This window comes from Enterococcus sp. MSG3299, from assembly GCF_050555765.1.
In the GTDB taxonomy this organism is placed as follows: domain Bacteria; phylum Bacillota; class Bacilli; order Lactobacillales; family Enterococcaceae; genus Enterococcus; species Enterococcus faecalis.
The window spans coordinates 1,691,904-1,717,268 of the sequence record NZ_CP187869.1 but is presented as its reverse complement, the minus strand read 5'-3'; the positions used below and the strand labels follow the sequence as shown (position 1 = coordinate 1,717,268).

General features: G+C 37.0%; 21 protein-coding genes, 1 pseudogene and 1 CRISPR repeat array. Of the genes and pseudogenes, 21 read left to right on the top strand and 1 reads right to left on the bottom strand.

The annotated features are described in order from the left end of the window. Positions 1–83: 83 nt before the first annotated feature. The 5 genes from IGL23_RS08435 (at position 84) to cydC (ending at position 7,807) form a co-directional block, all read left to right on the top strand. A complete protein-coding gene (locus IGL23_RS08435) occupies positions 84–947 on the top strand; it encodes an AraC family transcriptional regulator (protein ID WP_033594299.1) in 864 nt (287 codons plus the stop codon). Positions 948–1,105: 158 nt separating this feature from the next. Then, positions 1,106–1,405: direct repeats of the CRISPR family, unit length 36 nt; unit sequence GTTTTAGAGTCATGTTGTTTAGAATGGTACCAAAAC. Between the two features lie 472 nt (positions 1,406–1,877). Then, positions 1,878–3,296 carry a cytochrome ubiquinol oxidase subunit I gene (locus tag IGL23_RS08430; RefSeq protein WP_033594301.1) on the top strand — a complete coding sequence of 473 codons (1,419 nt, stop codon included), beginning with the start codon at positions 1,878–1,880 and terminating at the stop codon, positions 3,294–3,296. After that, positions 3,293–4,306, top strand: coding sequence for a cytochrome d ubiquinol oxidase subunit II (gene cydB, locus IGL23_RS08425; RefSeq protein WP_033594302.1), 1,014 nt, complete (start codon positions 3,293–3,295; stop codon positions 4,304–4,306). Before IGL23_RS08430 ends, cydB begins: the two co-directional genes overlap by 4 nt. A gap of 4 nt (positions 4,307–4,310) precedes the next feature. Next, positions 4,311–6,044: a thiol reductant ABC exporter subunit CydD gene (cydD, locus tag IGL23_RS08420; protein WP_002364369.1), complete on the top strand. Its 1,734-nt coding sequence runs from the start codon at positions 4,311–4,313 to the stop codon at positions 6,042–6,044. Continuing rightward, positions 6,041–7,807 carry a thiol reductant ABC exporter subunit CydC gene (cydC, locus tag IGL23_RS08415; protein WP_080279825.1) on the top strand — a complete coding sequence of 589 codons (1,767 nt, stop codon included), beginning with the start codon at positions 6,041–6,043 and terminating at the stop codon, positions 7,805–7,807. The genes cydD and cydC overlap by 4 nt, the downstream gene beginning before the upstream one ends. A 79-nt stretch (positions 7,808–7,886) precedes the next feature. Here cydC and IGL23_RS08410 read toward each other — a convergent pair whose 3' ends face one another. Continuing rightward, positions 7,887–8,867, bottom strand: a complete 981-nt coding sequence (locus tag IGL23_RS08410) for a polyprenyl synthetase family protein (RefSeq protein ID WP_033594303.1) — start codon at positions 8,865–8,867, stop codon at positions 7,887–7,889. Between the two features lie 121 nt (positions 8,868–8,988). On the opposite strand from IGL23_RS08410, the gene IGL23_RS08405 reads away from it, so the two are divergent. The 16 genes and pseudogenes from IGL23_RS08405 to IGL23_RS08330 all read left to right on the top strand — a co-directional run bounded on the left by IGL23_RS08405 (position 8,989) and on the right by IGL23_RS08330 (position 25,343). Next, the gene (locus IGL23_RS08405) at positions 8,989–9,894 is read left to right on the top strand and encodes a prenyltransferase (RefSeq protein WP_033594304.1); all 906 of its coding nucleotides are present in this window, start codon (positions 8,989–8,991) and stop codon (positions 9,892–9,894) included. 28 nt (positions 9,895–9,922) lie between these two features. Next, entirely contained in the window at positions 9,923–11,134 is a 1,212-nt protein-coding gene (locus tag IGL23_RS08400) for an NAD(P)/FAD-dependent oxidoreductase (protein WP_033594306.1), read from the top strand. A 313-nt stretch (positions 11,135–11,447) separates the two neighbouring features. Next, entirely contained in the window at positions 11,448–13,871 is a 2,424-nt protein-coding gene (locus tag IGL23_RS08395; RefSeq protein WP_033594525.1) for a DNA translocase FtsK, read from the top strand. 130 nt (positions 13,872–14,001) lie between these two features. Further along, positions 14,002–14,703, top strand: coding sequence for a GntR family transcriptional regulator (locus IGL23_RS08390; protein WP_002356983.1), 702 nt, complete (start codon positions 14,002–14,004; stop codon positions 14,701–14,703). Positions 14,704–14,820: 117 nt separating this feature from the next. After that, positions 14,821–15,570 carry an ABC transporter ATP-binding protein gene (locus tag IGL23_RS08385; RefSeq protein WP_002384339.1) on the top strand — a complete coding sequence of 250 codons (750 nt, stop codon included), beginning with the start codon at positions 14,821–14,823 and terminating at the stop codon, positions 15,568–15,570. Beyond that, entirely contained in the window at positions 15,560–17,389 is a 1,830-nt protein-coding gene (locus IGL23_RS08380; RefSeq protein WP_033594524.1) for an ABC transporter permease, read from the top strand. Before IGL23_RS08385 ends, IGL23_RS08380 begins: the two co-directional genes overlap by 11 nt. A 125-nt stretch (positions 17,390–17,514) precedes the next feature. After that, positions 17,515–18,588, top strand: a complete 1,074-nt coding sequence (rlmN, locus tag IGL23_RS08375) for a 23S rRNA (adenine(2503)-C(2))-methyltransferase RlmN (RefSeq protein WP_033594523.1) — start codon at positions 17,515–17,517, stop codon at positions 18,586–18,588. 290 nt (positions 18,589–18,878) lie between these two features. After that, positions 18,879–20,207: an APC family permease gene (locus IGL23_RS08370; RefSeq protein WP_002396609.1), complete on the top strand. Its 1,329-nt coding sequence runs from the start codon at positions 18,879–18,881 to the stop codon at positions 20,205–20,207. 242 nt (positions 20,208–20,449) lie between these two features. Next, on the top strand, positions 20,450–21,418 hold the full coding sequence (gene comGA / locus IGL23_RS08365) for a competence type IV pilus ATPase ComGA (protein ID WP_033594522.1): 969 nt from the start codon (positions 20,450–20,452) through the stop codon (positions 21,416–21,418). Then, positions 21,375–22,420 (top strand): annotated as a pseudogene (comGB, locus tag IGL23_RS08360) (competence type IV pilus assembly protein ComGB). The gene comGA and the pseudogene comGB overlap by 44 nt, the downstream one beginning before the upstream one ends. After that, positions 22,420–22,695, top strand: coding sequence for a competence type IV pilus major pilin ComGC (gene comGC, locus IGL23_RS08355; protein ID WP_002366896.1), 276 nt, complete (start codon positions 22,420–22,422; stop codon positions 22,693–22,695). The pseudogene comGB and the gene comGC overlap by 1 nt, the downstream one beginning before the upstream one ends. After that, positions 22,692–23,138, top strand: a complete 447-nt coding sequence (gene comGD, locus IGL23_RS08350; RefSeq protein WP_002366895.1) for a competence type IV pilus minor pilin ComGD — start codon at positions 22,692–22,694, stop codon at positions 23,136–23,138. The genes comGC and comGD overlap by 4 nt, the downstream gene beginning before the upstream one ends. Beyond that, positions 23,104–23,430: a type II secretion system protein gene (locus IGL23_RS08345; RefSeq protein WP_033594521.1), complete on the top strand. Its 327-nt coding sequence runs from the start codon at positions 23,104–23,106 to the stop codon at positions 23,428–23,430. Before comGD ends, IGL23_RS08345 begins: the two co-directional genes overlap by 35 nt. Then, positions 23,420–23,854: a competence type IV pilus minor pilin ComGF gene (comGF, locus tag IGL23_RS08340; protein WP_002366893.1), complete on the top strand. Its 435-nt coding sequence runs from the start codon at positions 23,420–23,422 to the stop codon at positions 23,852–23,854. The genes IGL23_RS08345 and comGF overlap by 11 nt, the downstream gene beginning before the upstream one ends. Further along, the gene (comGG, locus tag IGL23_RS08335; protein ID WP_033594520.1) at positions 23,854–24,207 is read left to right on the top strand and encodes a competence type IV pilus minor pilin ComGG; all 354 of its coding nucleotides are present in this window, start codon (positions 23,854–23,856) and stop codon (positions 24,205–24,207) included. Before comGF ends, comGG begins: the two co-directional genes overlap by 1 nt. 128 nt (positions 24,208–24,335) lie before the next feature. After that, positions 24,336–25,343 carry a class I SAM-dependent methyltransferase gene (locus tag IGL23_RS08330; RefSeq protein ID WP_033594519.1) on the top strand — a complete coding sequence of 336 codons (1,008 nt, stop codon included), beginning with the start codon at positions 24,336–24,338 and terminating at the stop codon, positions 25,341–25,343. Positions 25,344–25,365 lie beyond the last annotated feature (22 nt).

Here is a 25,365-nt window from a genome sequence, read left to right as displayed (position 1 = left end):
GACTTGACGAATGTTGGCTCTAAATAATCAAGTCATCCATGTTGGTCTTTAGTAAACTTTCAAATAGAAAGAGAGGGACACGGATGCTCGCAAATTTAAATCAAGCAATGGATTATATTGAAGAACATTTAACGGAAGAAGTATCCTTCGATGAATTGGCAAAAAAGACAGGGATTTCTGTTTACCATTTTAAACGAACTTTTTCGTTTGTTGCGGGGATGAGTCTGGCTGAGTATATTAAAAAGAGACGTTTGGCGGAAGCAAATTTAGCATTACTTGCTGGTGAAAAAGTGACAGATGTAGCTTTTAAATATGGTTATCAAAGTATTGAAGGATTCTCAAGAGCCTTTCGCGATTGGTCAGGACAAGCCCCTTCTGAAGTAATGAAAACACAAATCCAAAAAACGTTCCCTAAATTCTCTTTCTATATTGATATTAAAGGAGGACAATCAATGGATGTTAAATTGATTGAAAAACCAGCGTTTCAAATAGTCGGAGTTAGTCAGAAGGTTCCCTTGCAGTATCAAGGGGAAAATCAAGCAATCATGGAATTAGCACAGCGCATTACACCACAACAACGAGCGGAAATGCATACATTTGATGATGTATATCCTCATCAAGTAGTAAATGCTTCTTTTGACTTTCAAGAGGGACGAACAACAGAAGGTGGAGAAATGACACACATGATTGGCTTTGCCACTTCGCAAGAAAATACCTATGAAGATTTGGAGCAACTAAGCGTACCTGCTCATACATGGGCGGTTTTTCCAAATGAAGGTCCTTTCCCACAAACTTTACAAGAAACCTGGGCAAGGATATTCTCTGAATGGTTGCCTTCATCTGGTTACCAAGTCGTTACAGCACCAGAAATTTCGTTTACGCAATATCAAGGACCAGCAGAAGCTAAGTATAGTGAAATCTGGCTCGCTGTTACAGCTACTAAATAAAGAAAACCCACCATTGAATAATGGTGGGTTTTTCCGCCAAGAAGGAGAAAGTTTGGTATAATAAACGTGAAGAAAAAATTCAGACCTTCTAAACTGAAATCTAGCTATGGATAAGTGATGCGAATACGGAATCATGGAGAAAAAAATAATTCTCCGAGGTTTTAGAGTCATGTTGTTTAGAATGGTACCAAAACATGAACCGAAAGTTACGCATACTGTTAGCAGTTTTAGAGTCATGTTGTTTAGAATGGTACCAAAACAGCTGCTGTAGACGGTCTTTTGCTTTTAATGTTTTAGAGTCATGTTGTTTAGAATGGTACCAAAACTCTAGAAGAATATAGAGCTACTAAAAACAAGTTTTAGAGTCATGTTGTTTAGAATGGTACCAAAACCGTTCAATTTCTGATAAATCAGTAATTTCTGTTTTAGAGTCATGTTGTTTAGAATGGTACCAAAACACCAGAAAGAGTTTTACGATACTATGATGAGTTTTATAGCCATGTTGTTAAAAAACAAACTATCACCACAAGCAATCCGTAATTTTCATCACAAGATTAGAATTTTTATCATCAAAGACGAGCTGCTTCAATTTTCGAAAACTAATCAAGTGATAAGTCAAAATGTTGATAGATTGAGATTAGTTCTTCCTTTTTTTAGGAAGGGCTTTTTTTATTGATAGAAGAAAGGGAAGAAATCTTGGGAGCACCTAAAAAAATTGTGAGAAATGCTTCTGTATTGTTTGGTTTCTGCCTCAGAAAGTTGTATACTTAGATTGGAATTATTCTATATTACATGCATTTTCACACTTTTTGGAAAAGTTCACTTGAATTTTCTTTTAGTTTCGTAGATAAAAGGAGTCATCGCTAATGGAAATGAACAATTCAGGTAAGCTTGTTTCTTTGTGTGGAGGCAAATCAGGGAGGAAATAATATGTTTGATATTGTAACATTGGCGAGAATCCAATTTGCGATGACAACAGTTTTCCACTTTTTCTTCGTACCGTTTTCAATAGGATTAGCACTTGTTGTAGCAATTATGGAAACAATGTACGTTGTGAAAAAAGAGGAACGTTATCGTAAAATGGCCAAGTTTTGGGGAAATATATTCCTATTAAGCTTCGCTGTTGGGGTTGTAACCGGGATTATTCAAGAATTTCAGTTTGGGATGAACTGGTCTGATTATTCTCGATTCGTCGGAGATATTTTTGGGGCACCGTTGGCGGTAGAAGCGCTCTTAGCTTTCTTCTTAGAGTCAACATTCTTAGGTTTGTGGATCTTTACTTGGGATAAAATGAATCCAAAAATTCACGTAACCTTTATCTGGTTAGTCGTATTCGGTTCAATGATGTCTGCTTTCTGGATTTTAGTTGCCAATAGTTTTATGCAACATCCAGTAGGTTATGTCATCAATAATGGCCGTGCTGAAATGGTGGACTTTGTAGCTGTCATCAGCAATCCAAAAGTTTGGTATGAATTTTCACACGTTATCATGGGCGCCTTTACATTGGGCGGCATGGCAGTAGCTGGTATGGCTGCTTTCCAATTGTTGAAAAAACGGGATATTTCATTCCACAAAGCATCTATGCGCATTGGTTTATGGGTTACTTTGTTCGGTTCAATCGGCGTTTTATTAGCTGGCGACTTGCAAATGAAAGCTCTAATTGAAGGACAACCAATGAAATTTGCGGCGATGGAGGGGGCCTATGAAGACTCTGATGATCCTGCTGCTTGGACATTGATTGCTTGGGCAGATGAACGGGAACATAAACAAGTTTTTGGTATCGATATTCCGTATATGCTAAGTATTTTATCGTATAACAAATTATCAGGTTCGGTTGATGGAATGGATACAGTCAACAAGCGCTTGGTAGAAAAATATGGGGATGATAAAAATTATTATCCACCAGTTAACACTTTATTCTGGAGCTTCCGTATCATGGCTGGTTTTGGTGCCTTAATGTTATTGGTTGCTGCATTAGGACTATTCTTTACAAGGAAGAAAAAACCATCTCTGTACGAGAAGAAATGGATGCTGTGGATTGTTGCTTTATGTACGTTCGCACCATTCCTTGCGAATACAACAGGTTGGTTAGTCACTGAATTAGGTCGTTATCCCTGGACTGTCTATGGATTATTTACGATTGAACAAAGTGTTTCACCAAATGTATCGGTTGCTTCATTAATTACGTCAAATGTCATTTATTTCTTATTATTTGCTGGTTTAGGTAGTGTCATGGTTTACTTGGTCATTTTAGAATTACGTAAAGGACCAGACTATGAAGCGAAAAAATTAGCGAAAGAAAATGAACCAGCGTTGGATCCATTTGATAAGGGGGTATTTGGCGAATGAGTACACTACAATTATTATGGTTTGTCCTTATCGGCGTCTTGTTCTCAGGTTTCTTCTTCTTAGAAGGATTTGACTTTGGTGTTGGAATGGCCGTTCAAACGTTGGCACACAATGACGACGAAAAAGATCAAGTCGTTGCAACAATTGGACCTGTTTGGGACGGAAACGAAGTTTGGCTATTAACAGCGGGCGGCGCAATGTTTGCCTCTTTCCCATATTGGTATGCTTCATTATTTAGTGGCTACTATTTAATTCTATTTACGATTTTATTTGGCTTAATTATTCGCGGAGTTTCCTTTGAATTCCGCCACAACATGCCGGAAGGTAAACGTCGTCGGATGTGGAACTGGACGCTATCAATTGGTAGTTTCCTTGTACCGTTCTTCTTTGGTATTTTGTTTATCAGCTTAGTCCAAGGGATGCCTTTAGATGCAAACGGCAATATTCATGCGCAATTTACGGATTATTTTAATCTGTTTTCAATTGTTGGTGGTGTAGCCTTAACATTACTTTGCTACTTACACGGTATGAACTATATTGCTTTAAAAACAGAAGGCCCAATTCGCGAACGTGCTCGAAATTATGCAGAAATCTTATACGGCGTTTTATATGTCGGTTTAGTAGTTTTTGCAGTGTTGATGTACTTCAAAACGGACTTTTATGAAAAGAACTTTGCGGTCACTTTAATTTTAACGTTAGCAATTGTGGTCTTAACGGTCATTGCTAATGTTGGGGTGTTTAAACGCAAAGAGATGTTAGCTTTTCTAGCGAGTGGTTTAACATTAGTTGTACTAGTTGCTCTCTTGTTCAGTGGCTTGTTCCCACGTGTTATGATTGGTAGTGAAGGTTTTGATTTGTTGATTAAAGATGCAACAAGCACACCATATACACTAAAAATTATGACGTGGATTTCTTTAAGCATTTTACCATTCGTGTTAGCTTATACTGCTTGGTCCTATTATATTTTCAGAAAACGTATTTCACAGACAGCCGTACCAGAGGGGTATTAAATCTATGATTGATAAAGACATCTTACAGATGCCTAAAATCAAAAAAATTCTTGTCTTGCTTGCAGGTTTTTCTTTCCTGCAAGCAGTCTTTATAATTGGGCAAGCTTTTTTTCTTTCAAAAGCCATTGTCGGCCTTTGGAGTGGCGGGCATCTTAACCAACAACTACAGAGTATTTTACTCTTTTTTATTTTTTATCTTGGTCGACATGTTATTACGTATTTTCGTGAGAGAATGCTCGATACATTTAGTTATGAACGCTCGAAAGAATTACGCGAACAATTATTAACTAAAATTTTCCGTTTGGGGCCAAATGTTGTTCAAAAAAATGGGACTGGAAATATGGTTACCATGGCTTTGGAAGGCATCAGTCAAACCGAAAATTATTTACAATTGATTTTGACAAAAATGATGAATATGATGATTATTCCTTGGATTATTTTGGCCTTTGTTTTTACACAAGATATTCGTTCAGGCGTAACATTGCTGATTGTTTTTCCGATTATTATTATTTTTATGATTGTGTTAGGTTATGCAGCACAAAGTAAAGCGGACAAGCAATATGCGGCGTTTCAAATGCTTTCCAATCATTTTATTGATTCCTTACGAGGAATTGACACGCTGAAACTGTTTGGGTTGAGTAAAAAATATGCTGGGAGTATTTACCATACAAGTGAACGATTCAGAAAAGCGACCATGAGTACGTTGAAAATTGCTATTTTATCAACCTTTGCGTTAGACTTTTTTACGACATTATCGGTAGCTGTTGTGGCAGTTTTCCTTGGATTAAGTTTATTAAACGGCACGATTTTATTATTTCCTGCCTTGGTTACTTTAATTTTAGCACCTGAGTTCTTTTTACCGATTCGTGATTTTTCAAGTGATTATCACGCAACCTTAGATGGAAAAAACTCTTTTCAAGCGATCCAAGCGGTATTAGCATTGCCAGAAGCAGAACAGACCGATGTGCTCACGTTAGATGATTGGCATCAAGAAAGTCAGTTGTCAGTCACAGCGTTAAATTTTTCCTATGAAGATGCAACGCAAGAAGCGATTCAATCGTTGCAATTCTCTGTTGATGGTCGTAAAAAGATTGGAATTATTGGGGCGAGTGGTTCTGGTAAGTCAACGTTAATTAATTTATTAAGTGGCTTTTTATTACCAACAGAAGAAACGAGTCAATTGGCGATAAATGGCCAAACGATTCCACATTTTTTACAAAAAGACTGGCAAAAACAAATCCTTTATATTCCGCAAGCACCATATATTTTCCAAGATACTTTGGCAAACAATATTCGCTTTTATACACCTGAAGCGACAGATGAGGCAATTCAGCAAGCGATTCAGTTAGTTGGCTTAGACGAGCTGGTTAAAGACCTTCCCGAAGGAATTCATACCTTAATTGGGGAAAGTGGTCGAATGTTAAGTGGGGGACAAGCACAACGAGTAGCGTTGGCCCGCGCCTTTGTTGATCAAAAACGCCACGTCTTGCTGTTTGATGAGCCGACAGCGCATTTGGATATTGAAACAGAAGTTGAAATGAAAGAGCGCATGTTGCCATTAATGAACAATCATCTCGTCTTCTTTGCGACACATCGTCTTCATTGGATGGAAGAAATGGATTACATTTTAGTGATGGAAAAAGGTCAATTAGTGGAACAAGGAACGCTAGCAGAGTTGATTGAAAAAGATGGCTACTATGTTCAATTAATGAAGCAAATGAGAGGAGGACGCCAATGATGGAAAAACAGCCGACAACGAAAGACGTTTGGAAAAACGATCAATGGGTTCGTCCTTTCTTAAAACGCTATAAAAAAACCTTGTATTTTGCCTTACTTTTAGGCTTCTTGACGTTCTTTAGCGCAGGGGCATTAATGTTTACGTCTGGTTACTTAATCAGTCGTGCGGCTTCCTTACCAGAGAATATTTTATTAATTTATATTCCCATTGTTTTAACAAGAGCATTTGGGATTGGCCGTCCTGTTTTTCGTTATGTGGAGCGTCTAACGAGTCATAACTGGGTGTTAAAAATGACCTCTGATCTGCGCTTGAAACTTTATAATGTGCTAGAAAAAGATGCGATTTTCTTTAAGACAAAATATCGCACTGGGGATATCTTAGGTTTGCTTTCAGAGGATATTAATCATATCCAAAACTTGTATTTACGAACGATTTTCCCAACTGTTATTGCTTGGATTTTGTATATCTTTTTAGTGATTGCATTAGGTTTCTTTTCTTGGTGGTTTGCTTTATGCATGTTACTGATGTTAGGAGTGGTTGTTTTTCTATTACCACTTGTTTCAGTTCTAGTGAATGGTGCGCGTCAAGAAAAACATAAATATGCCAAAAATGAGTTATATCAAACACTAACCGACAATATTCTAGGTGTGTCTGATTGGGTATTTAGTCAACGTGGCTCTGAATTCGTTGCTCGTTATGAAACAGATGAAGCGAATGTTCGTGCATTAGATGAAAAAATGAAGCAATTTAACCGTGGCCGAGACTTTGTTTTACAACTTCTGTTTGGCGTGATTGCGATTGCTGTCTTAGCTTGGACTAGTGTGCGGTTTCTAGGTAATCATGGGGGCGCAGCCAATTGGATTGGTGCCTTTGTTTTAACCGTTTTTCCGTTAATTGATGCTTTTGCTCCGCTACCTGCTGCAGCACAGGAAACAACGATTTATAAGGATTCCATTCGTCGTTTTAATGAGCTTCCTGAAGGGGAAGATGACTCAACAGAAGCGCCTGTTCAGCCAAATGGCACCAGTTTATCGATAGAACATTTGTCTTTTGCATATGAAAATCAAGAGAAAAAGGTATTAAATGACTTATCGTTAACAATTCCTGAAAAACAAAAATTAGCGATTTTAGGGCGCAGTGGTTCCGGAAAGAGTACGTTGGCTTCGCTCATTCGTGGTGATTTACGGCCTACTTCGGGAGAAATCCTTTTAGGAAATATCCCAACTGAGGCATTTGGTGAGACGATGACTGAATATATTGGGGTTATGCACCAAGCACCGTACCTATTTCGAACAACCATTTTAAATAATATTCGGATTGGTAGAGAAGAAGCAAGCGAAGCAGAAGTTTGGGCAGTTTTAGAAAAAGTTGGCTTAAAAGAAATGGTTACCCAATTACCAGAAGGTTTACAAACAATGGTGGATGAAGCAGGTTTGCGTTTTTCTGGTGGCGAACGACATCGCTTGGCACTAGCGCGGATTCTTTTGCAAGATACACCGATTGTGTTATTAGACGAACCAACTACTGGTTTAGATCCAATTACAGAACAGCAATTGCTGGAAACCTTTTTTGAGGCATTAAAAGATAAAACCGTCATCTGGATTACCCACCATTTGCAAGGCGTAACTTTGATGGATCAAGTGATCTTTATTGAAGATGGCCAATTAGAGATGAGTGGTACGCCAGAAGAATTACTTGCAACCAATGCGCATTATCAGAAACTTTACCGAATTGATCGTGGCATTAGTTCTTTCGAGGAATAAAAAAACGACTGGTTGTTGATTAAAGCAAACAATCAGTCGTTTTTCTATTTCAATTAATGGCAATTCTTCCATAAAACGTTTAAAATGAACGATGTAATAAGAGCTCAGTTAAGGAAAGTAAGGTTTCTTTTGCTGTGCCATCAGGCAATTGTTGAATATCAGTGATTGCTTTGTTGGTTACTTTTTTAGCAAAAGCTTGTGCTTCTGTAACGCCATGATAGTCATTGACTAGCGCCGCAACTTCAGCTGCCTCTTCTAAGGTAATGGCACGTCCTTTATCCAAATAAGGGCTGAATACGTCAGGTGCTGTTTGATAAGCGAAGAGAAGAGGTAACGTATAAACACCTTGTGACAAGTCTTCTAAAGCGGGCTTTTTCAAGGTTTCCGTGTCGGCAGTATAATCTAAAATATCATCATAGACTTGAAAAGCAATGCCAATATGACGGCCAATTCGTTTAGCTAAACGTTGGACTTCTTTTGAACTATGACCGAAATAGGCCCCTTCAAGACAGCTTAGTGAAAAAAGTTCGGCTGTTTTGCCGTTGACACTTCTTAAATAAGCAGGAATCGACATGCGGCGGTCAAATCGATGACTCATTTGATCGAGTTCACCAAGTAATAACCGTTTCATTCCTTGTGCATTGATTTTCATAAATTCAGAGCCATTCATGGCATCTGCAATCAAAGTAAAGAATTCAGTGAATAGTAAATCACCTGTGTAAACAGCAACGTCTTTACCATATTGTGATTGAATAGTCACAGCGCCTCGGCGCAATGGAGAATCGTCAATAATGTCATCGTGAATCAACGTAGCCATATGTAGGATTTCCAAAGATGCAGCTATTTTTAATAATTGTTGTTTCTCTTGTTTTTCTTCATCACCCAGTTGAGCAAAAAGAAAGAAAAAAGCGGGGCGTAATAATTTGCCGCCAGAACGAGCCAAAGTTACTAAGGCTTCTTCAATGTCTTCGTTGCGTGTATGCAACGTTTGTTCAATTAATTCACATGTTTCCGTTAAAGAACGTTCAACGTCAGGAAACGACTTCCAAAATGTGTTCATAAATATACTACGATCCTTTCAGTGGTTCAATACTATTTGATTGTATACGAATTGGCGACAGAAATACAGTAATTAAGTTTTAAAAGTAACAAAGTTTGTAAAAAAGTAGCGGAGGGATAGTTTGAATCGAGAAATATTTTTTGAATTAGTAGAATTAAAAGCAAAAACAGCTAGTGTTTTGCCATTTTTGTTAGGAATTTGTTTTAGTTGGTACCAATATGGGCGGCTCCATGTTGGTTATGTTTTAATTTTTTTCATTGCGATGTTTATTTTTAATATGGCGGTCGATATTTTAGATAATTATAATGATTACCATCATGCCACAGAAGTTCATGATTATAAGGAAAAAACGAATATTATCGGTCGAGAAAATTTATCTTTGCCATTAATACGCAAAATGATTTTTTGGATGATTCTCGTTTCTGCTTTAATGGGGATTGGGTTGTCATTTATTGTCGGCTGGCCGTTATTAATTATGGGTCTTTATTGTTACTTAATTGGTATTTTTTATTCATCAGGACCGAAACCTTTGTCCAGTCTACCATTAGGGGAAGTTTTCTCAGGATTTACAATGGGGTTCATGATTACCCTTATTTGTGTCTACATTAATACGTTTGAAGTTTTCAATTGGTCAGCAGCTAATTTATGGGGGATTTTCTTAGTCGCTTTACCTAACACTTGTTACATTGCTAACTTAATGTTAGCAAATAATATCTGTGACTTAGAGGAAGATGAAAATAACAAGAGATATACATTAGTTCATTACCTTGGCAAAGCAAGTTCTTTGAAATTATTCGTCGGATTAAATACAATAGCAATGTTAGCCATTTTGTTAGCTGTCGGTTTAGGATTAACCCCGCCAACAATGTTACTTATGCTTTTAATTTTACCTTTTGTACGGAAACAAACCCAAGCCTTACTGAAGGAACAAGTGAAGAGTAAAACATTTGTTTGTGCTGTGAAGATCTTAGCTGTGGGAGCAACTGCACAAGTGCTATTTTTTGCCATAGGTTTGTGGTGGCTGTAAATTTTTTATAGAGTGGAAGGGAATCAAAATGAATAAGAAACATGTTGTTATTTTAGGTGCTGGTTACGCAGGCTTAAAAACATTACGCGAATTACAAAAAGGCGCCAAAGACGTCGAAATTACTTTAGTGGATCGTAATAACTATCACTACGAAGCAACGGACTTGCATGAAGTTGCTGCTGGAACACAACCAGCTGAAAAAATCACATACAATATTATGGATGTTGTCGATGAAAAAATGACCACCTTTATCCAAGGAACAGTTAAAACAATTGATGCTGCAACACAAACAGTTGCTTTAGAAGATGGCCAAACAATCAATTATGATTACTTAGTTGTTTCTCTTGGGTTTGAATCAGAATCATTTGGTATCCCTGGTGTGCAAGAACATGCTCTACAAATGGTAGATGTGAAAACGGCTTTAAACGTGTATGAACATATCCAAGAACAAATGCGTCAATACAAAGCAACTCAAAACGAAGAATTCTTAAAAATTGTTGTCTGCGGAGCAGGCTTTACAGGGATTGAATTATTAGGTTCTCTTGTTGAAAACAAACCAAAATTTGCTGAAATCGCAGGTGTCTCAGCAGATCAAATCCAAATTTATTGTGTCGAAGCAGTTACTCGCCTATTGCCGATGTTTAACGAAAAACTTGCGAACTATGGTGTGCAATTATTAAAAGATTCAGCTATTCATTTATTATTAGGTAAACCGATTAAAGAAATCAAACCAGGCGCAGTTGTTTATCAAGATAACGAAGCAGGCGACTTGGCAGAACTTTCTGCCAAAACAATTATTTGGACAACGGGTGTTAGTGGAAGCCACGTTGTAGGCGATTCTGGATTTGAAGCTCGTCGTGGTCGTGTCATGGTTCAACCAGATTTAACAGATGCGAACCATAGCAACGTCTATATTATTGGTGACTGCTCAGCAGTGATGGATACAGAAACCAATCGACCTTACCCAACGACAGCACAAATCGCCTTGAAGATGGGCGCTCATGCTGCTAAAAATATTCAAGCACAATTGAAAGGGGAAGTAACTAAACCTTTCAGCTTTAAATCACAAGGTTCTGTTTGTTCTGTCGGAAATACACGTGCTTTAGGAATTGTTGGTAAAACAGACATTAAAGGATACCCAGCTTCATTCATGAAAAAAATTATCATGAACAAAGCGCTCTTTGAAACAGGTGGTACCAAAGAAATGATGGCTAAAGGTCGTTTCGACTTATACCATTAAGAATCAGCAAAATAAGAAATAATGAGGTCGGGACAGAACCGTTTAGCTCCGAGAAATAAGAAGAAATTTCCGAAAATTGCTCTTTAATTTTTGGAGAATTTCGGCTTATTTCCGAAGGAGTTGGTTCTGTTCCCGCCGTTTATCAGTTTTTGAGCGTGGAGCAAAAATCCAAAGTGATTTTTGTCCCACGCTCATTTTTCTTAAATGAAAGTTTTAAAAAAATTTCCATGATTTTTCAAGTAAAATGAGGTGGGCACTTTTGTTCGATTCCATTTTTATGTATAATGAGAAGTGATGGAAAGAGGGAAGTTAAATGGCACAAAAAAGAGCAACAAATAAGAAAAAAAGTACGACAAAGAAAAAGACCAAAAAACAACAGCAACAACAAGAACGTTTAAATTATATGTTTCTTGGCCTGATTTTTATTTTATTCGGTGTCTTTGGACTCTTTCGCTTAGGGTTTTTAGGCACGTTATTAGCGAATTGTTTACGCTTAGTTGTAGGTAATACCTTTCCATTTGCAGCGATTTTACTAATCCTGTATGGCTTATTAGTCATGATTTATGGGAAAGATTTTCCGTTAAAAAGAGGGCGCCCTATTTTGGGGGCTGTTCTGATTTATATTAGTGTTTTGTTATTTTTCCATGCCTTTATGTTTCGAAATGTTAGTGGCAGTCAACCAGATATTTTAGGTAACACTTGGGAATTTTTGCAAAGCGATTTAAAAGCCAACCAAGTGACGCAAAACGTAGGGGGCGGTATGATTGGCGCGCTGCTTTATCAAGGAACGTACTTTTTGGTGGCACAATTTGGCAGCTATTTAATTGCCACATTGCTACTGTTAGCGGGTATTTTCTTGATGAGTATGTGGGATTTTCAGCAAATTGTTGATCATTTCCAAAGTATTCAAGATCGCCTAAGTCATGTTTCGGCAAAATCACAGGCGCGACAAGAAGAAAAAGAGGCAAAGCGAGCAGCGAAGAAAGAAGCTAAGGCTGCAGAACGCCAAGCAAAAATTGAAGCCGCTGCCCAACAAAAATTACAAGAGCGGGAACGTATGGAACAAGCGGCAGCCGAGCGCTTAACAAAAACACCAGTTGAAACCCACCAACCAATGGTGGAAGAACCGGCTGCACCAACGCCTGTTCAAATTGATTCGTTTCAACAGCAAAATCAGGCGATGCCTGTACCTCCAATCGCAGCAACAAAACCGCAACGAGAGCAAGAAGAAGAGGCGGCAGATGAAGCTGGTGTTCTCGAATTTGAAATTTCTGAAGAAGCGGAAGACCGTGATTATCAACTACCACCAACTGATTTGTTAGATACAATTCAAGCAACGGATCAAAGTGGTGAATATGAAAAAATCGAAAAAAATATTGGCGTCTTAGAACAAACCTTCAAGAGTTTTGGTGTTGATGCTAAAGTAGTCAAAGCTAGTTTAGGACCATCTGTCACAAAATTTGAAGTTCAACCCGCTGTTGGGGTAAAAGTTAGCAAAATTGTTAACTTGACGGATGACATTGCTTTAGCGCTTGCGGCCAAAGACGTTCGTATGGAGGCCCCAATCCCTGGGAAATCACTAATCGGGATTGAAGTTCCTAATAGTGCAATTAGTACAGTATCCTTTAGAGATATTGTTGAGGCACAACCAAGTCATCCAGATAAACTATTAGAAGTACCTTTAGGTCGAGATATTTCAGGGATGGTTCAAACTGCGGATCTATCAAAAATGCCGCATTTATTAATTGCGGGATCGACAGGGAGTGGGAAATCGGTTGCTATCAATGGCATCATCACAGGTATTTTGATGCAAGCGAAACCCCATGAAGTAAAATTAATGATGATTGACCCGAAAATGGTGGAATTGAATGTGTATAACGGGATTCCTCATTTATTAACGCCAGTGGTTACTAATCCGAGAAAAGCGGCACAAGCCCTGCAAAAAGTAGTTCAAGAAATGGAATTTCGTTATGAAAAATTTGCAGCAACAGGCGTCCGAAATATCACTGGTTACAATCAACTAATTCAACAGAAAAATGCGGAAGATGGCGAAAATCGTCCAATTCTGCCATTTATTGTTGTCATTGTTGATGAGTTAGCTGATTTAATGATGGTGGCAAGTAATGAAGTAGAAGATGCGATTATCCGCTTAGCCCAAATGGCACGGGCAGCGGGCATTCATATGATTTTAGCGACACAACGGCCAAGTGTGGATGTCATTACAGGAATCATCAAAGCAAATGTCCCTTCTCGAATGGCTTTTGCGGTCTCAAGTGGGACAGACTCGCGTACCATTATTGATACCAACGGGGCGGAGAAACTATTAGGTCGAGGCGATATGCTCTTCTTACCAATGGGAGAAAATAAACCAATTCGTATCCAAGGGGCCTTTATCTCTGATCAAGAAGTCGAACGAGTGGTTGCGTTTGTAACGGACCAACAAGAAGCTGAATATCAAGAAAGCATGATGCCAACAGATGAACCGACCACTTCAGGCGGTGGCGAAGCTCCTCAAGATGAGTTGTTTGAAGAAGCGAAAAACTTGGTGGTTGAAATGCAAACAGCTAGTATTTCATTGCTACAAAGACGTTTTAGAATTGGCTATAATCGTGCGGCTCGCTTAGTAGATGAATTGGAAGCACACGGAGTTATTGGACCATCAGAAGGTAGCAAACCAAGAAAAGTCTTTCTACAAGCGGAATCAGAAGAGGCAGCAACCGAGACGCCAGAACAATAAACAAAAAGAACAAAAATAGATAAATTTATCTATTTTTGTTCTTTTTTTATAATTTCAGCAAAGCATCATGTTATAATCATCATTTTCTGGTAAAATAGAAAGGAATAGTGCGGTTGGGAGGGAGCGTATCATGAGAAGAAAGAGCGTGCTTTATTTAGAAGTAGCAGATCAGATTAAAGAAGATATTTTGAGTGGCAAGTATCCAGTAGGAACGTTTTTACCAACAGAAACAGAATTGGAAGAGATGTTTAACGTTAGTAAAATTACGATTCGGCGGGCAATCGAAATGTTAGCAACGGAAGAATTTGTTGAGAAAAAAAGTGGCCGGGGCACAACTGTATTAAGCAATCGTCCCTATAATAAACTATCAAAAGCAGGGACATTCACTGAATTTTTGAATGAATCAGGTCAGAAAGTAACTAAAAAAGTTTTACAAGTTGAAAACTTGACGTTGTCAAAAGAGATGCCGGCTTATCAATTTTTAGGAGAAGAAGTGGTTCACCTTTCACGGTTATATCTAATCGATGAACAACCCTATATTTATTTTAATTACTATTTGCCAGCTGCCATGAAAGACGTATCATTGACTGAATACAAAGAAGAATCCTTGTATCGTTTGATGGATCGACATGCCATTGAAATTTATAAATTTGAAGACCGTTTTGAAGTTGCAACTTTGACAGAAGCAGAGCAAAAGATGTTGCAAACAACTGAAACAACGGGCTTAAAAAGAATTCGGCGTTCGTTAAGCCCAACAGGTCGTTGCGTAGAATATTCAGAAGCTATTTATAATACGAAGATTCATCCTTATGTGATTGAATATGAAGCATAACTTTTAAAAGAATAACAGTGCACTTACAGTAATGTAAGTTCATTGTTATTCTTTTCTATTGTCGTTTTTTTTCGTTTTCGATACACTAAATGAGTGAGAAGAATAGGAGTGGAAAATATGTTAGAAGTACAAAATTTAAAAAAAGTTTACGGAAACGAAATTAAATATGAAGCTTTAAAAGGGATTAATTTAACTGTCCAAGATGGTGAATTTATTGGTATTATGGGACCTTCTGGAAGTGGGAAAAGTACACTTTTAAATTTATTGGCAACAATCGATAGTCCAACAGACGGTGAAATACTTTTAAATGGAAAAAATCCAAACAATTTGAATCAAGAACAAATTGCTAAATTCCGTCGTACAGAATTAGGATTTGTTTTTCAAAGCTTTAATTTAATGCCAACATTAACTGTTGAAGAAAATATTATTTTGCCATTGACACTTGATGGAGAAAAAGTCTCTGTAATGAAACGACAATTAGCAGAATTAAGTGAGCGTTTAGGTATCAATCATCTGTTGAAAAAACGAATTGCAGAAATTTCTGGTGGACAAGCACAACGGGTCGCCGTTGCTCGGGCAATGATTCATCATCCACAATTATTATTGGCTGATGAACCAACAGGAAACTTAGATACGAAATCATCTAAGGATGTGATGGGCTTGTTACAACAATTAAACGAAGAAGAAGCGGCGACTATTTTAATGGTGACCCATGATCCGCTAGCCGCAAGTTATTGCAAGCGCATTGTCTTTATTAAAGATGGTGAATTAATTGATGAAATTATCCAAAACGGCAACCAAAAAGAGTTCTACGATTTAATCATGGTGAAACTGGCTGAGATTGAAGGTGTCGATAATGAATTTTAATCAGTTTGTTATAAGAAACACGATTCGAAATAAGCATTTATACTTGGCTTATTTCCTAAGTACAATGTTTTCTGTGATGATCTTTTTTACGTTCACTGGTTTTGTCTTTCACCCAGCCTTAGCTAATGGTTTAAATCCTAAAGCACAAATGGGAATGACGGCTGCGGCAATTATAATCTATGGTTTCTCTTTCTTATTTGTTTTATACTCGATGGATGTCTTTATCCAATCTCGAAAAAAAGAGTTTGGAACCTTGATGATTCAAGGGATGAGTCCAAAACAGTTAAAGAAAATGATTTTTATTGAAAACTTAGTGATTGGTTTCTTTGCTACAATTTTTGGTAGCATTTTAGGTGTTGGATTTTCACAGTTTATTTTATGGATTAGCAATTTATTGATGCATCTAGGTTTAGGTTTTTATTTGCCAGTGATGCCGTTTATCATTACTGTCATTTCATTTGCGGTCTTGTTCTTAGTAATTTCTTTCTTTATTCAATTCCGCTTGCCAAAAGCGACACTTCAAGAGCTATTAAAAGCAGGGGAAATGGGTAAAGGTGAAATCAAAAGCTCTAAAGTTAAATCTTTCTTAGCCGTGTTACTTTTAATTGTCGGTTACGGAATTGCTTTAGTTGCTAAGGGACAGTTAGTTTTAATGGTGATGTTCCCAGTAATTTTCTTAGTTATTTTAGGGACAAAATTCTTATTTGACCAATTGAGTGTTTCTGTCATTGAACGTTTAAAACGGAAACCAAAAATCTTTTGGAAAAAAACCAATATGGTCGTTTTATCAGATTTAGCATTCCGCATGAAAGATAATGCACGTTCGTTCTTCTTGGTTTCGGTGATATCAACGGTCGCTTTTGCTGCCATTGGAACGTTATACGGCGTGAACGAGATGATTTTTAAAGGAATAAGTTCTGTACCGTACGAACTGACATTGTCTGATTCGACCAACCCAGAAAATCAAGAAATGAAACAATTTGCGACAAAAACATTCCAAGAAAAAAATATTCAGTTTGATCAGATTGATTACACAATGTACAAAACAAGTGCCGGTATCCAATTAATCAAAACATCTGAATATAATAAACTCGCAAAATTTACAGATGAACCAACTTTAACAGGTGAGAAAGTAGTTAATTTATCACAAAAAGATGCTCCTTCTGCTGCATCAGTAGATGTTAAATCTGTTCAATTGGGAAATGATCAAGTTTTAAACATTGATAAAACAGAAGAAACCAATGTATTACCAACTTTTGGCGGTGTGGTTGTTATCCCAGATAGTACCTCAACAGATGGAATCAAAGCGGAAACAGAAACAATTTGGCAGCCCAAAGCAGGAACCAATCGTGAAGAATTGATAAAAGCAGAAAATATTATTGGTGACAAGTATCCCATGTTAGTAGGAACAGCTGCAATGTCGGCAGCCATTACGCAATATTATACGCCAGTTCTATTTGTCGGACTATTTATCGGTATCGTGTTCTTTGTTTCGGCGGGTAGTTTCTTATACTTCCGTTTATACAGTGATATGAATACGGACGTTGAAAAATTCAAGATGATTTACAAACTTGGCTTGACGAAAAAAGAATTGAAGAAAATGATTTACCAACAAGTAGGTATTTTATTCTTTACCCCAATTGTTGTTTCATTTATTCATGGAGCTGTTGCTTTGAAAGCAATGTATGCCGTGTTAGATCAGCCAATGCAATTAGCTGGCTGGCAAGTTTTAGGCGTTTTCTTATTGATTCAGGTCGTTTACTATTTAATTGCCAGAACGTTCTACTTCAAAAAAGTTTATCACTTAGTGAAAGATTAATTATAAAAAATCGTTAAGCATGTACGCTTAACGATTTTTTTTTGAGGTTCTTCGTGATATTGCATTCAAAGTGAGAATACGTTATAGTTATGAAGCGAATGTAATAGCAGAAATGAGGAAAAGAAATGCAGAAAGAATCCATTTATGGACTGACGAGAGAACAGCTTGTGGACTGGTTTTTAGCCCATGGCGAGAAGAAATTTCGCGCAACACAAGTGTGGGAATGGTTGTACACAAAACGTGTTGCTTCATTTAGTGAAATGTCGAACATTTCTAAATCGTTGATGACTTTATTAGAAGAAAATTTTTCATTAAATCCATTAAAACAAGTCATTGTGCAAGAAGCGCAAGATGGTACCGTGAAATATTTATTTGAATTACCAGATAAAAATATGATTGAAACAGTCTTGATGCGTCAAGAATATGGATTATCTGTTTGTGTGACCACTCAAGTTGGCTGCAATATTGGGTGTACATTTTGTGCTAGTGGGCTATTAAAAAAACAAAGAGATTTAACTGCTGGCGAGATTGTTGCCCAAATTATGTGGGTGCAACATTATTTCGATGAACGTGGGTTGGATGAACGTGTTAGCCATGTCGTTGTGATGGGAATTGGTGAACCATTTGATAATTACGCCAATGTCATGAACTTTTTACGAACGATTAATGATGATAAAGGTTTGGCCATTGGTGCCCGCCATATTACAGTTTCAACAAGTGGTTTAGTGCCAAAAATTCGTGAATTTGCAGACAGTGGACTACAAGTAAACTTAGCAATCTCATTACATGCTCCTAACAACGAGGTCCGTACATCAATTATGCGGATTAATCGTAGTTTTCCAATTGAAAAATTAATGGCATCAATTGATGAATACATTGAAAAAACCAACCGACGTGTTACATTTGAATATATTATGTTGAGTCAAGTGAACGACCGACCAGAACATGCTCAACAATTAGCAGATTTACTACGGAATAAGAAAAAACTTTCTTATGTTAATCTGATTCCGTATAACCCAGTGAGTGAACACGATCAATATAGCAGAAGCTCTAAAGAAGCGGTTTTAAAATTTTATGATGTACTCAAAAAGAATGGCATCAATTGTGTTATTCGTAAAGAACACGGAACAGATATTGATGCGGCTTGCGGACAATTACGCAGTAAACAAATGAAAAAAGAAAAAGTCAAAAACCAATAACGTAGTTAAAATCGGATCAGAAAGGTTTCTTTTTGATTCGATTTTTCGTTTATTTAATAAAAAATCGTCGGTTTTTCAATTCTTTTTTATAAACAAAAGATGAATGCTCTAAAACTTTTATGACAAATTTTCTTTTTGTGGTTTTCAAACTTGAAATTCTAAAAGAAATAGCTATACTGAAAAGAGATCGTTACAGAATTTTTCATGAAAACAGCTATTATTTTCGTTATCTTTTCAAAAAAGTGGAAATTTTGTTACGCTTGTTTAGTTTAAATGAAATGAGGGAGTCTATGGAGAAAAAGCAATTAAAAAGAGAGATAACAACGTTTGGTGCGTTATCCACGGTAATGGGTACGGTGATTGGCGCTGGTGTTTTCTTTAAAGCTGCGAGTGTCGTTGGACACGCACAGTCAGCTAGTTTAGCTATTTTTGCTTGGGTGTTAGGTGGTGCCTTAACCATTTGTGCAGGATTAACCAGCGCCGAACTTGCTACAGCAATCCCTGAAACAGGTGGCGCAGTGAAGTATATTGAATATACATATGGTAAATTAGCTGGTTTTCTTTTAGGGTGGGCACAAAGTATCATTTATTATCCTGCCAACATTTCGGCGTTATCCATTATTTTTAGTACACAACTAATCAATTTGTTTCATTTATCGGCAAATTTATTGATCCCGATTGCCATTCTTGCGGGAACTAGTATCACCGTAATTAATTTATTAGGAACAAAAATTGCTTCTTTGGTCCAATCCACGACATTGGTAGTAAAACTGATTCCAATTGCCTTGATTTCTTTAGTGGGGTTATTTACTCCAGGACAAGTAGCTGTTTCGCTTTTTCCCATTGAAACAACAGCGAATACTGGCTTTTTAGTTGCTTTTAGTGGCGCCTTAGTTGCCACCATGTTTGCTTATGATGGCTGGCTAGGTGTGGGTAACGTGGCTGGTGAAATGAAGCGACCAGAAAGAGACTTGCCTAAAGCCATTATTTTTGGTTTGTTATTGATTACTTTAATTTATGCCTTAATTAATTTTGTGTTTCTAAAAACATTACCAATTGAGCAAATCGCTGGGAATTTGAATGCAGCTTCGGATGCTTCTGTGGCTATTTTTGGACCAATTGGCGGCAAAATCGTAACTATTGGGATTTTAATCTCTGTATATGGTGCGTTAAACGGCTACACAATGACAGGGATTCGGATTCCTTATGCCTTAGCCTTAGATAATCTGATGCCTTTTAGTCGTCAGTTTCAAAAGTTGTCTAAACGCTTTGTTGTTCCTTATGTTGCTGGAATTTTCCAGTTAGCTGTAGCCATTATCATGATGTTTTTCGGGACCTTCGATTTATTGACGGATATGTTAGTTTTTGTTATGTGGCTGTTTAATCTATTAATTTTCTTAGCCGTTTTTATTTTAAGAAAACGAGAACCTGAATTAAAACGACCGTATAAAGTTCCTGGCTATCCAATTATTCCAATTATCGCAAGTCTAGGTGGTATCTTCATCTTGGTTACAACAAGTATTACACAGCCTATTCTTGCATTGATTGGTATAGGGATTACGCTTCTAGGGATTCCAGTTTATTTAGTTAATAAACAAAAAACGAAGCCAAAAACGTAAACGATCCGATCTGATTCTGATAGTTTTTCTCAAAAATTTTGTGATTCAGAGAAATTTTTGAAAACTAAACGCAAGATTTTTTTAGTATAATATTAAGTGTCTAGGAGTTCCACTATTTTGGGGAAGATAGATGGACAGCGCAAACTTCAAAAAAAGAACCTTCATCTTATTGGTGAAGGTTCTTTTTTTTTTGCTGAAATCATAAAATAAATGCGTAGTTTATTAGTGAGAGGAGGAAATGAATGACTGAAAATGTAAAAAAATTAGCCCATCAATTAATTGAATGGGGCGTCCTTCATGGGGCGCAAGACGTTTATTTTTTACCCAATGATACCGAAATAGCTATCTCTTTTCGGACAGGGATGCAACAGACACCTTACACACAAGTTTCCGCAGAAATAGGCGAAAAGTTAATTTTCCACTTTAAATTTATCGGCGGCATGGATGTCGGGGAAAGACGAAAAGCACAATTAGGTGCGACAACTTATCTAATTGGCGAGACGAAGCAACGCTTGCGTTTATCATCTGTGGGAGATTTTCAGAATCGAGAGAGCTTGGTAATTCGTTTTTTGCACCGATTTGGTGAACAAGCTGAACATTTTTTCTTTCCCCACCAGCTGAATGAAATTGAAGCATCTTGTCAGAAACGAGGACTTTATTTATTCAGTGGGCCAGTTGGTTCTGGGAAAACAACAACCATGTATCGTGTGGCTAAACAAAGAAGTGGCGAACAACAAGTGATAGCGATTGAGGATCCTGTTGAAATTGAGGAAAAGCAGTTTTTACAGTTGCAAACAAATGAAAAAATTCAGTTAACTTATGAAGCCTTAATCAAAGTTTGCTTGCGCCATCATCCTGATATTTTGATTATTGGTGAAATTCGTGATGGCGAGACGGCTCAAGCAGTTATTCGAGCCGCCTTAACGGGTCATACTATTTTTGCGACAATTCACGCCCGTAACTTATTGGGGGTGCAACGGCGTTTGATAGAATTAGGTGGCCCAGAGCATGAATTGGCCGAATGCTTGCAAGGTATCATTTATCAACAGATTTTGACAACCACGATTAATAAGGAACAAGTAGCGGGAATTCTTTATGATTATTTCTTCTTTAAGGAAGCCGTTATAAAGAGTAGTTGGCAAAAGAATCTAAGAAAGGCGTGGGCGTATGGGTTTATTACAGAAAAAACGTATTTTCAAGCCATCGAATAAATTAACGAAAAAACAACAGCAGCTTTTTCTGAAACTATTAGCGGATTTACTTGCAAATGGTTTTAATATACAAGAAAGTTTTTCCTTCATGAAAAAATCAAACGCATTACCCCAGCACAGTATAACTTTTTTAGTTGAAGGCTTTTCCTCAGGCATTGCCTTACAAGCTTTAGTCGAAGAATTAGGATTTTCAACAATGGTCTCGGCACAATTGTCGTTTGCTACTGCACACGGGGATTTGGTAGGGACACTACAAGCGATTTCCGAACATTTTTTTCAAACGGAAAAATATCGGCAACAGTTCTATAAAATAATTAGTTATCCGCTGCTCCTGATTGTTTTTTTGATTCTCGTCATTGTTGGTATTCGGCAATTTTTATTGCCCCAATTAATGGAAAATGATGCCAATAGTTATTCTAAAAATATTGGGATTCTTCTGATTGTTTACAGTCCATATATTCTGGTTACCTTAGTTTTTGTCCTCTCATTTAGTTTCTTCATTTTAAACCGTTATTTGAAGCATCAGTCTGCTATTCAGCGGGCCTTCGTATATCTGAAACTGCCAATTATCCGTGGCCTTTATCGGGAATACGTCAGTGCTTTTTTTGCACTAGAATGGGGGAAGTTGCTTGCGCAAGGATTAGAAATGAAAGAGGTCATCGATTTGATGCGCCATACAACCAATTACCCCTTAATGAAAGAATTAGCTGGAGCAATTAGTGAAGGACTGCTAGTTGGTGAAACTTTACATAGACAATTAGCTGCTTATCCTTTTTTACGAAAGCATTGGGTTTAATGATTCAACAAGGAGAAGTAAAAGGAAAATTAGGCAAGGAGTTGATGGTTTATAGTAATGTCTGTTTCCAAGGTTTTTTCAAAAAAATTGAACGAGGCATTACCCTTGTTCAACCATTTATTTTTATCATAATTGCTTGTTTAATTATCGGTGTCTATGGGGCAATGTTGCTGCCTATTTATGGCAATATGGAAGGAGTTTTATAATGAAAAAGAAACAAAAATACGCAGGGTTTACATTATTAGAAATGTTGATTGTCTTATTGATTATTTCCGTATTGATTTTACTTTTTGTTCCTAACTTAGCGAAACATAAAGAAACAGTTGATAAAAAAGGCAATGAAGCAATCGTAAAAATTGTAGAATCACAAATCGAGCTCTATACACTAGAAAAAAATAGGACGCCTTCCTTAAATGAATTAGTCAACGAAGGCTACATTACTAAAGAGCAGTTAGATAAATATACAGCAGAAAAGCAATGAACAAGTCAGCAGGATTCACATTAATGGAAACACTTGCTAGTTTAACGATTGTTTGCTTTATGACTATGCTCCCAACACTCGCTATTCACCGCTGGCAAGAAACATTAAAAATTGAACAGTTTCTTGCTACGGTAGAAAAACAACTTCGTTTTGCGCAACAGCAAGCAATTGTTTTAGAGGAAACACAAGAAGTTTGGTTTTTTGAAGAACAACAAAGCTTTTCATTTCCTGATAAATTGAACCAATCAGCTCGAAGGACTTCGCTAGCTGTACCTGAAAAAATGACAGTGAGTGGCCCAAGCAAACTCAGTTTTCTTCATTCGTCAGGGAACAATGGCCGTTTAGTGAAATATATTTTTACTTGGACTGAAAAGAAACAGCAACTTATTTTACAATTTCAGATGGGGAGTGGCAAATATACGAAGAAAATTAACTATTTATAGCGGTTTTATTTTATTAGAGAGTCTCGTTAGTTTTAGTATTGTATGTGTGATAGCAGGGATATTCTCCCTGACTATTACACAATTAATTCAGCAAAATTATCAACGGGAGCAAGAATTAACGCGCACTCGTCTAGGATACGAAGCAATTTTATTTTTAGAGCAGACGGGTGATTTACGTTTCAAAGAGCGGATATATCAAGGAGAAACTTACCGATTTTCTTTGATGGAGAACAAGGGAAGAAGGATACTAAAAGTCACAGATTCAAGAGGAGCGATTTTGATTGGTCAATAAAAAATATGCGGGTTTTACGATGTTAGAGTGTTTAGTGGCACTAGTCGTTTTAAGTTGTATGTGTCAATTGTTTCAGTTGATGATTCAACAAAGTTTTATCGGAAATCAATATTTGAAAAACAATGATTCGAAATCCTGGCATATTTTTTTAATTCAATTAGAAAAAGAATGTCAAAAGCTCGTTTTCCAAACAGGCTCTGCTCAAGAGATTTCTTTCCTCGACTCAGAAACAAACAAGACTATTTCAATTCAAATCAAAGAAGATAAAATTATTAAGAGAGTCAATGGTAAAGGCTATCAACCGCTGTTAATTGGTATCAAAAATGGACAGTTTAAAAATGAAGGACAATCGTTTACTTTGGAAGTTACTTTTACTTCTGGAAAAACATTTGATAGTTCTTTTCCAATAAAGGGAGAATTTTAATGAGGCAAAAATATTCAGGAAACTTATTGTTCACGGCCATGGCATTTGTTTATTTGATGAGTTTTCTCGCCCTTCAGTTACTAGAAGAACGTCAGTTAACACAAAAATTTACGCAAGCTACCCAGGAATACTATGCAGGGAAAAGTATCCTTCATTTATTTCTTGCAGATGTTAAACAAAATAGACGAAAGTTAAAAACAGAAGAAAGGCTCTTATACGCGCAAGTAACCCTCGATTATACATACAAAAATGAACAATTAAGAATAACTGTTTTATCAAACAAATCTGGTCGAAAATACCAATATCAAGAGAGAGTTTCTCATCAAAAAAAAGCGGAAACAATACTGGAATAGCGTTGTTTTTCTACAAATTATTAGATTTTAGAAGAAAGACAGTAAAGGCATTGATTATTCTTTCTTTTTTCGTTAAAATAAAACAGGTATGGAAGTTGTTACATTTTGAATAGAATAGAGGTGCTAATTTGTTCCCAGAAAAAATTGAAGAGGCTTTCGAGCCAATGGAACAAGCAATCCAGTTATTGCAACAGTCATTGGATACTTCTTTTTTAGATGCGTATATTGAAAATGGTGAAAATATTTTAGATGATTTTCAAGTACGAGTACTTGACGGAGTACCTAATCCAGAGGCAGTGAAACAATTAGAAACGCTGTATCATACGATTAAAAAAATTGATTTAGCTCCTGAAGATGTGCGACGCTTGTCCCAATTACTTTTGTTAAAAGGAACGAGAAAAGAGCAGCTTCAAGCAAATCATCAATTGACGCCAGACGGTATTGGCTTTTTGTTTGTTTATTTAGTAGAACAATTAACAAATAAATCAGAGCCATTAAAAATTTTAGATCCTGCTTCAGGAATGGGAAATTTACTGTTAACGGTTCTGCTGAACCTTGAAACAGCTGGTTACAAAGTTTCTGGTTATGGTGTGGATATCGATGAAACACTTTTGGCGGTATCTTCTGTGAACAATGCTTGGTCACAAGCCAATATTCAGTTGTTCCATCAAGACGGATTGCAAGATTTGTTATTGGATCCAGTTGATTTAGCATTAAGTGACTTGCCGATTGGCTATTATCCAAATGATGAGCGAGCGAAGGGATTTGCTGCTGCTGCAGAGGAAGGCCATAGTTATGCGCATCATTTATTAATGGAGCAAGCCATGAAATACGTGAAGCCAGCAGGGTTTGGCTTATTCTTAATCCCGACAAATATTTTAGAGACTGAGCAAAGTGAATTCTTTAAAAATTGGTTGACAAAAAATGTCTATTTACAAGGAATGATACAGTTACCTGATGAATTGTTTAAGTCAGAACAATCACGTAAAAGTATCTTGCTTGTTCAAAACAAGGGTGCAGATGCTGAGCAAGTGAAGGAAGTTTTGTTAGCAAAACTTGCCTCTTTGAAAGATATCAATAAAGTAACGGAGTTCTTTAAACAATTTGAAGCTTGGAAAGCTTCAAATTTAAAATAAAATAGTAACGAAGAGGAGAAAA

Excerpts from the sequence above, each read along its gene's own strand:
- comGD (WP_002366895.1), top strand. The coding sequence starts at position 22,692 with ATGAACAAGTCAGCAGGATTCACATTAATGGAAACACTTGCTAGTTTA.
- cydD (WP_002364369.1), top strand. The coding sequence starts at position 4,311 with ATGATTGATAAAGACATCTTACAGATGCCTAAAATCAAAAAAATTCTT.
- comGA (WP_033594522.1), top strand. The coding sequence starts at position 20,450 with ATGACTGAAAATGTAAAAAAATTAGCCCATCAATTAATTGAATGGGGC.
- IGL23_RS08395 (WP_033594525.1), top strand. The coding sequence starts at position 11,448 with ATGGCACAAAAAAGAGCAACAAATAAGAAAAAAAGTACGACAAAGAAA.
- IGL23_RS08435 (WP_033594299.1), top strand. The coding sequence starts at position 84 with ATGCTCGCAAATTTAAATCAAGCAATGGATTATATTGAAGAACATTTA.
- cydB (WP_033594302.1), top strand. The coding sequence starts at position 3,293 with ATGAGTACACTACAATTATTATGGTTTGTCCTTATCGGCGTCTTGTTC.
- IGL23_RS08400 (WP_033594306.1), top strand. The coding sequence starts at position 9,923 with ATGAATAAGAAACATGTTGTTATTTTAGGTGCTGGTTACGCAGGCTTA.
- IGL23_RS08380 (WP_033594524.1), top strand. The coding sequence starts at position 15,560 with ATGAATTTTAATCAGTTTGTTATAAGAAACACGATTCGAAATAAGCAT.
- comGG (WP_033594520.1), top strand. The coding sequence starts at position 23,854 with ATGAGGCAAAAATATTCAGGAAACTTATTGTTCACGGCCATGGCATTT.
- cydC (WP_080279825.1), top strand. The coding sequence starts at position 6,041 with ATGATGGAAAAACAGCCGACAACGAAAGACGTTTGGAAAAACGATCAA.
- comGC (WP_002366896.1), top strand. The coding sequence starts at position 22,420 with ATGAAAAAGAAACAAAAATACGCAGGGTTTACATTATTAGAAATGTTG.
- rlmN (WP_033594523.1), top strand. The coding sequence starts at position 17,515 with ATGCAGAAAGAATCCATTTATGGACTGACGAGAGAACAGCTTGTGGAC.
- IGL23_RS08430 (WP_033594301.1), top strand. The coding sequence starts at position 1,878 with ATGTTTGATATTGTAACATTGGCGAGAATCCAATTTGCGATGACAACA.
- IGL23_RS08385 (WP_002384339.1), top strand. The coding sequence starts at position 14,821 with ATGTTAGAAGTACAAAATTTAAAAAAAGTTTACGGAAACGAAATTAAA.
- IGL23_RS08370 (WP_002396609.1), top strand. The coding sequence starts at position 18,879 with ATGGAGAAAAAGCAATTAAAAAGAGAGATAACAACGTTTGGTGCGTTA.
- IGL23_RS08410 (WP_033594303.1), bottom strand. The coding sequence starts at position 8,867 with ATGAACACATTTTGGAAGTCGTTTCCTGACGTTGAACGTTCTTTAACG.
- IGL23_RS08390 (WP_002356983.1), top strand. The coding sequence starts at position 14,002 with ATGAGAAGAAAGAGCGTGCTTTATTTAGAAGTAGCAGATCAGATTAAA.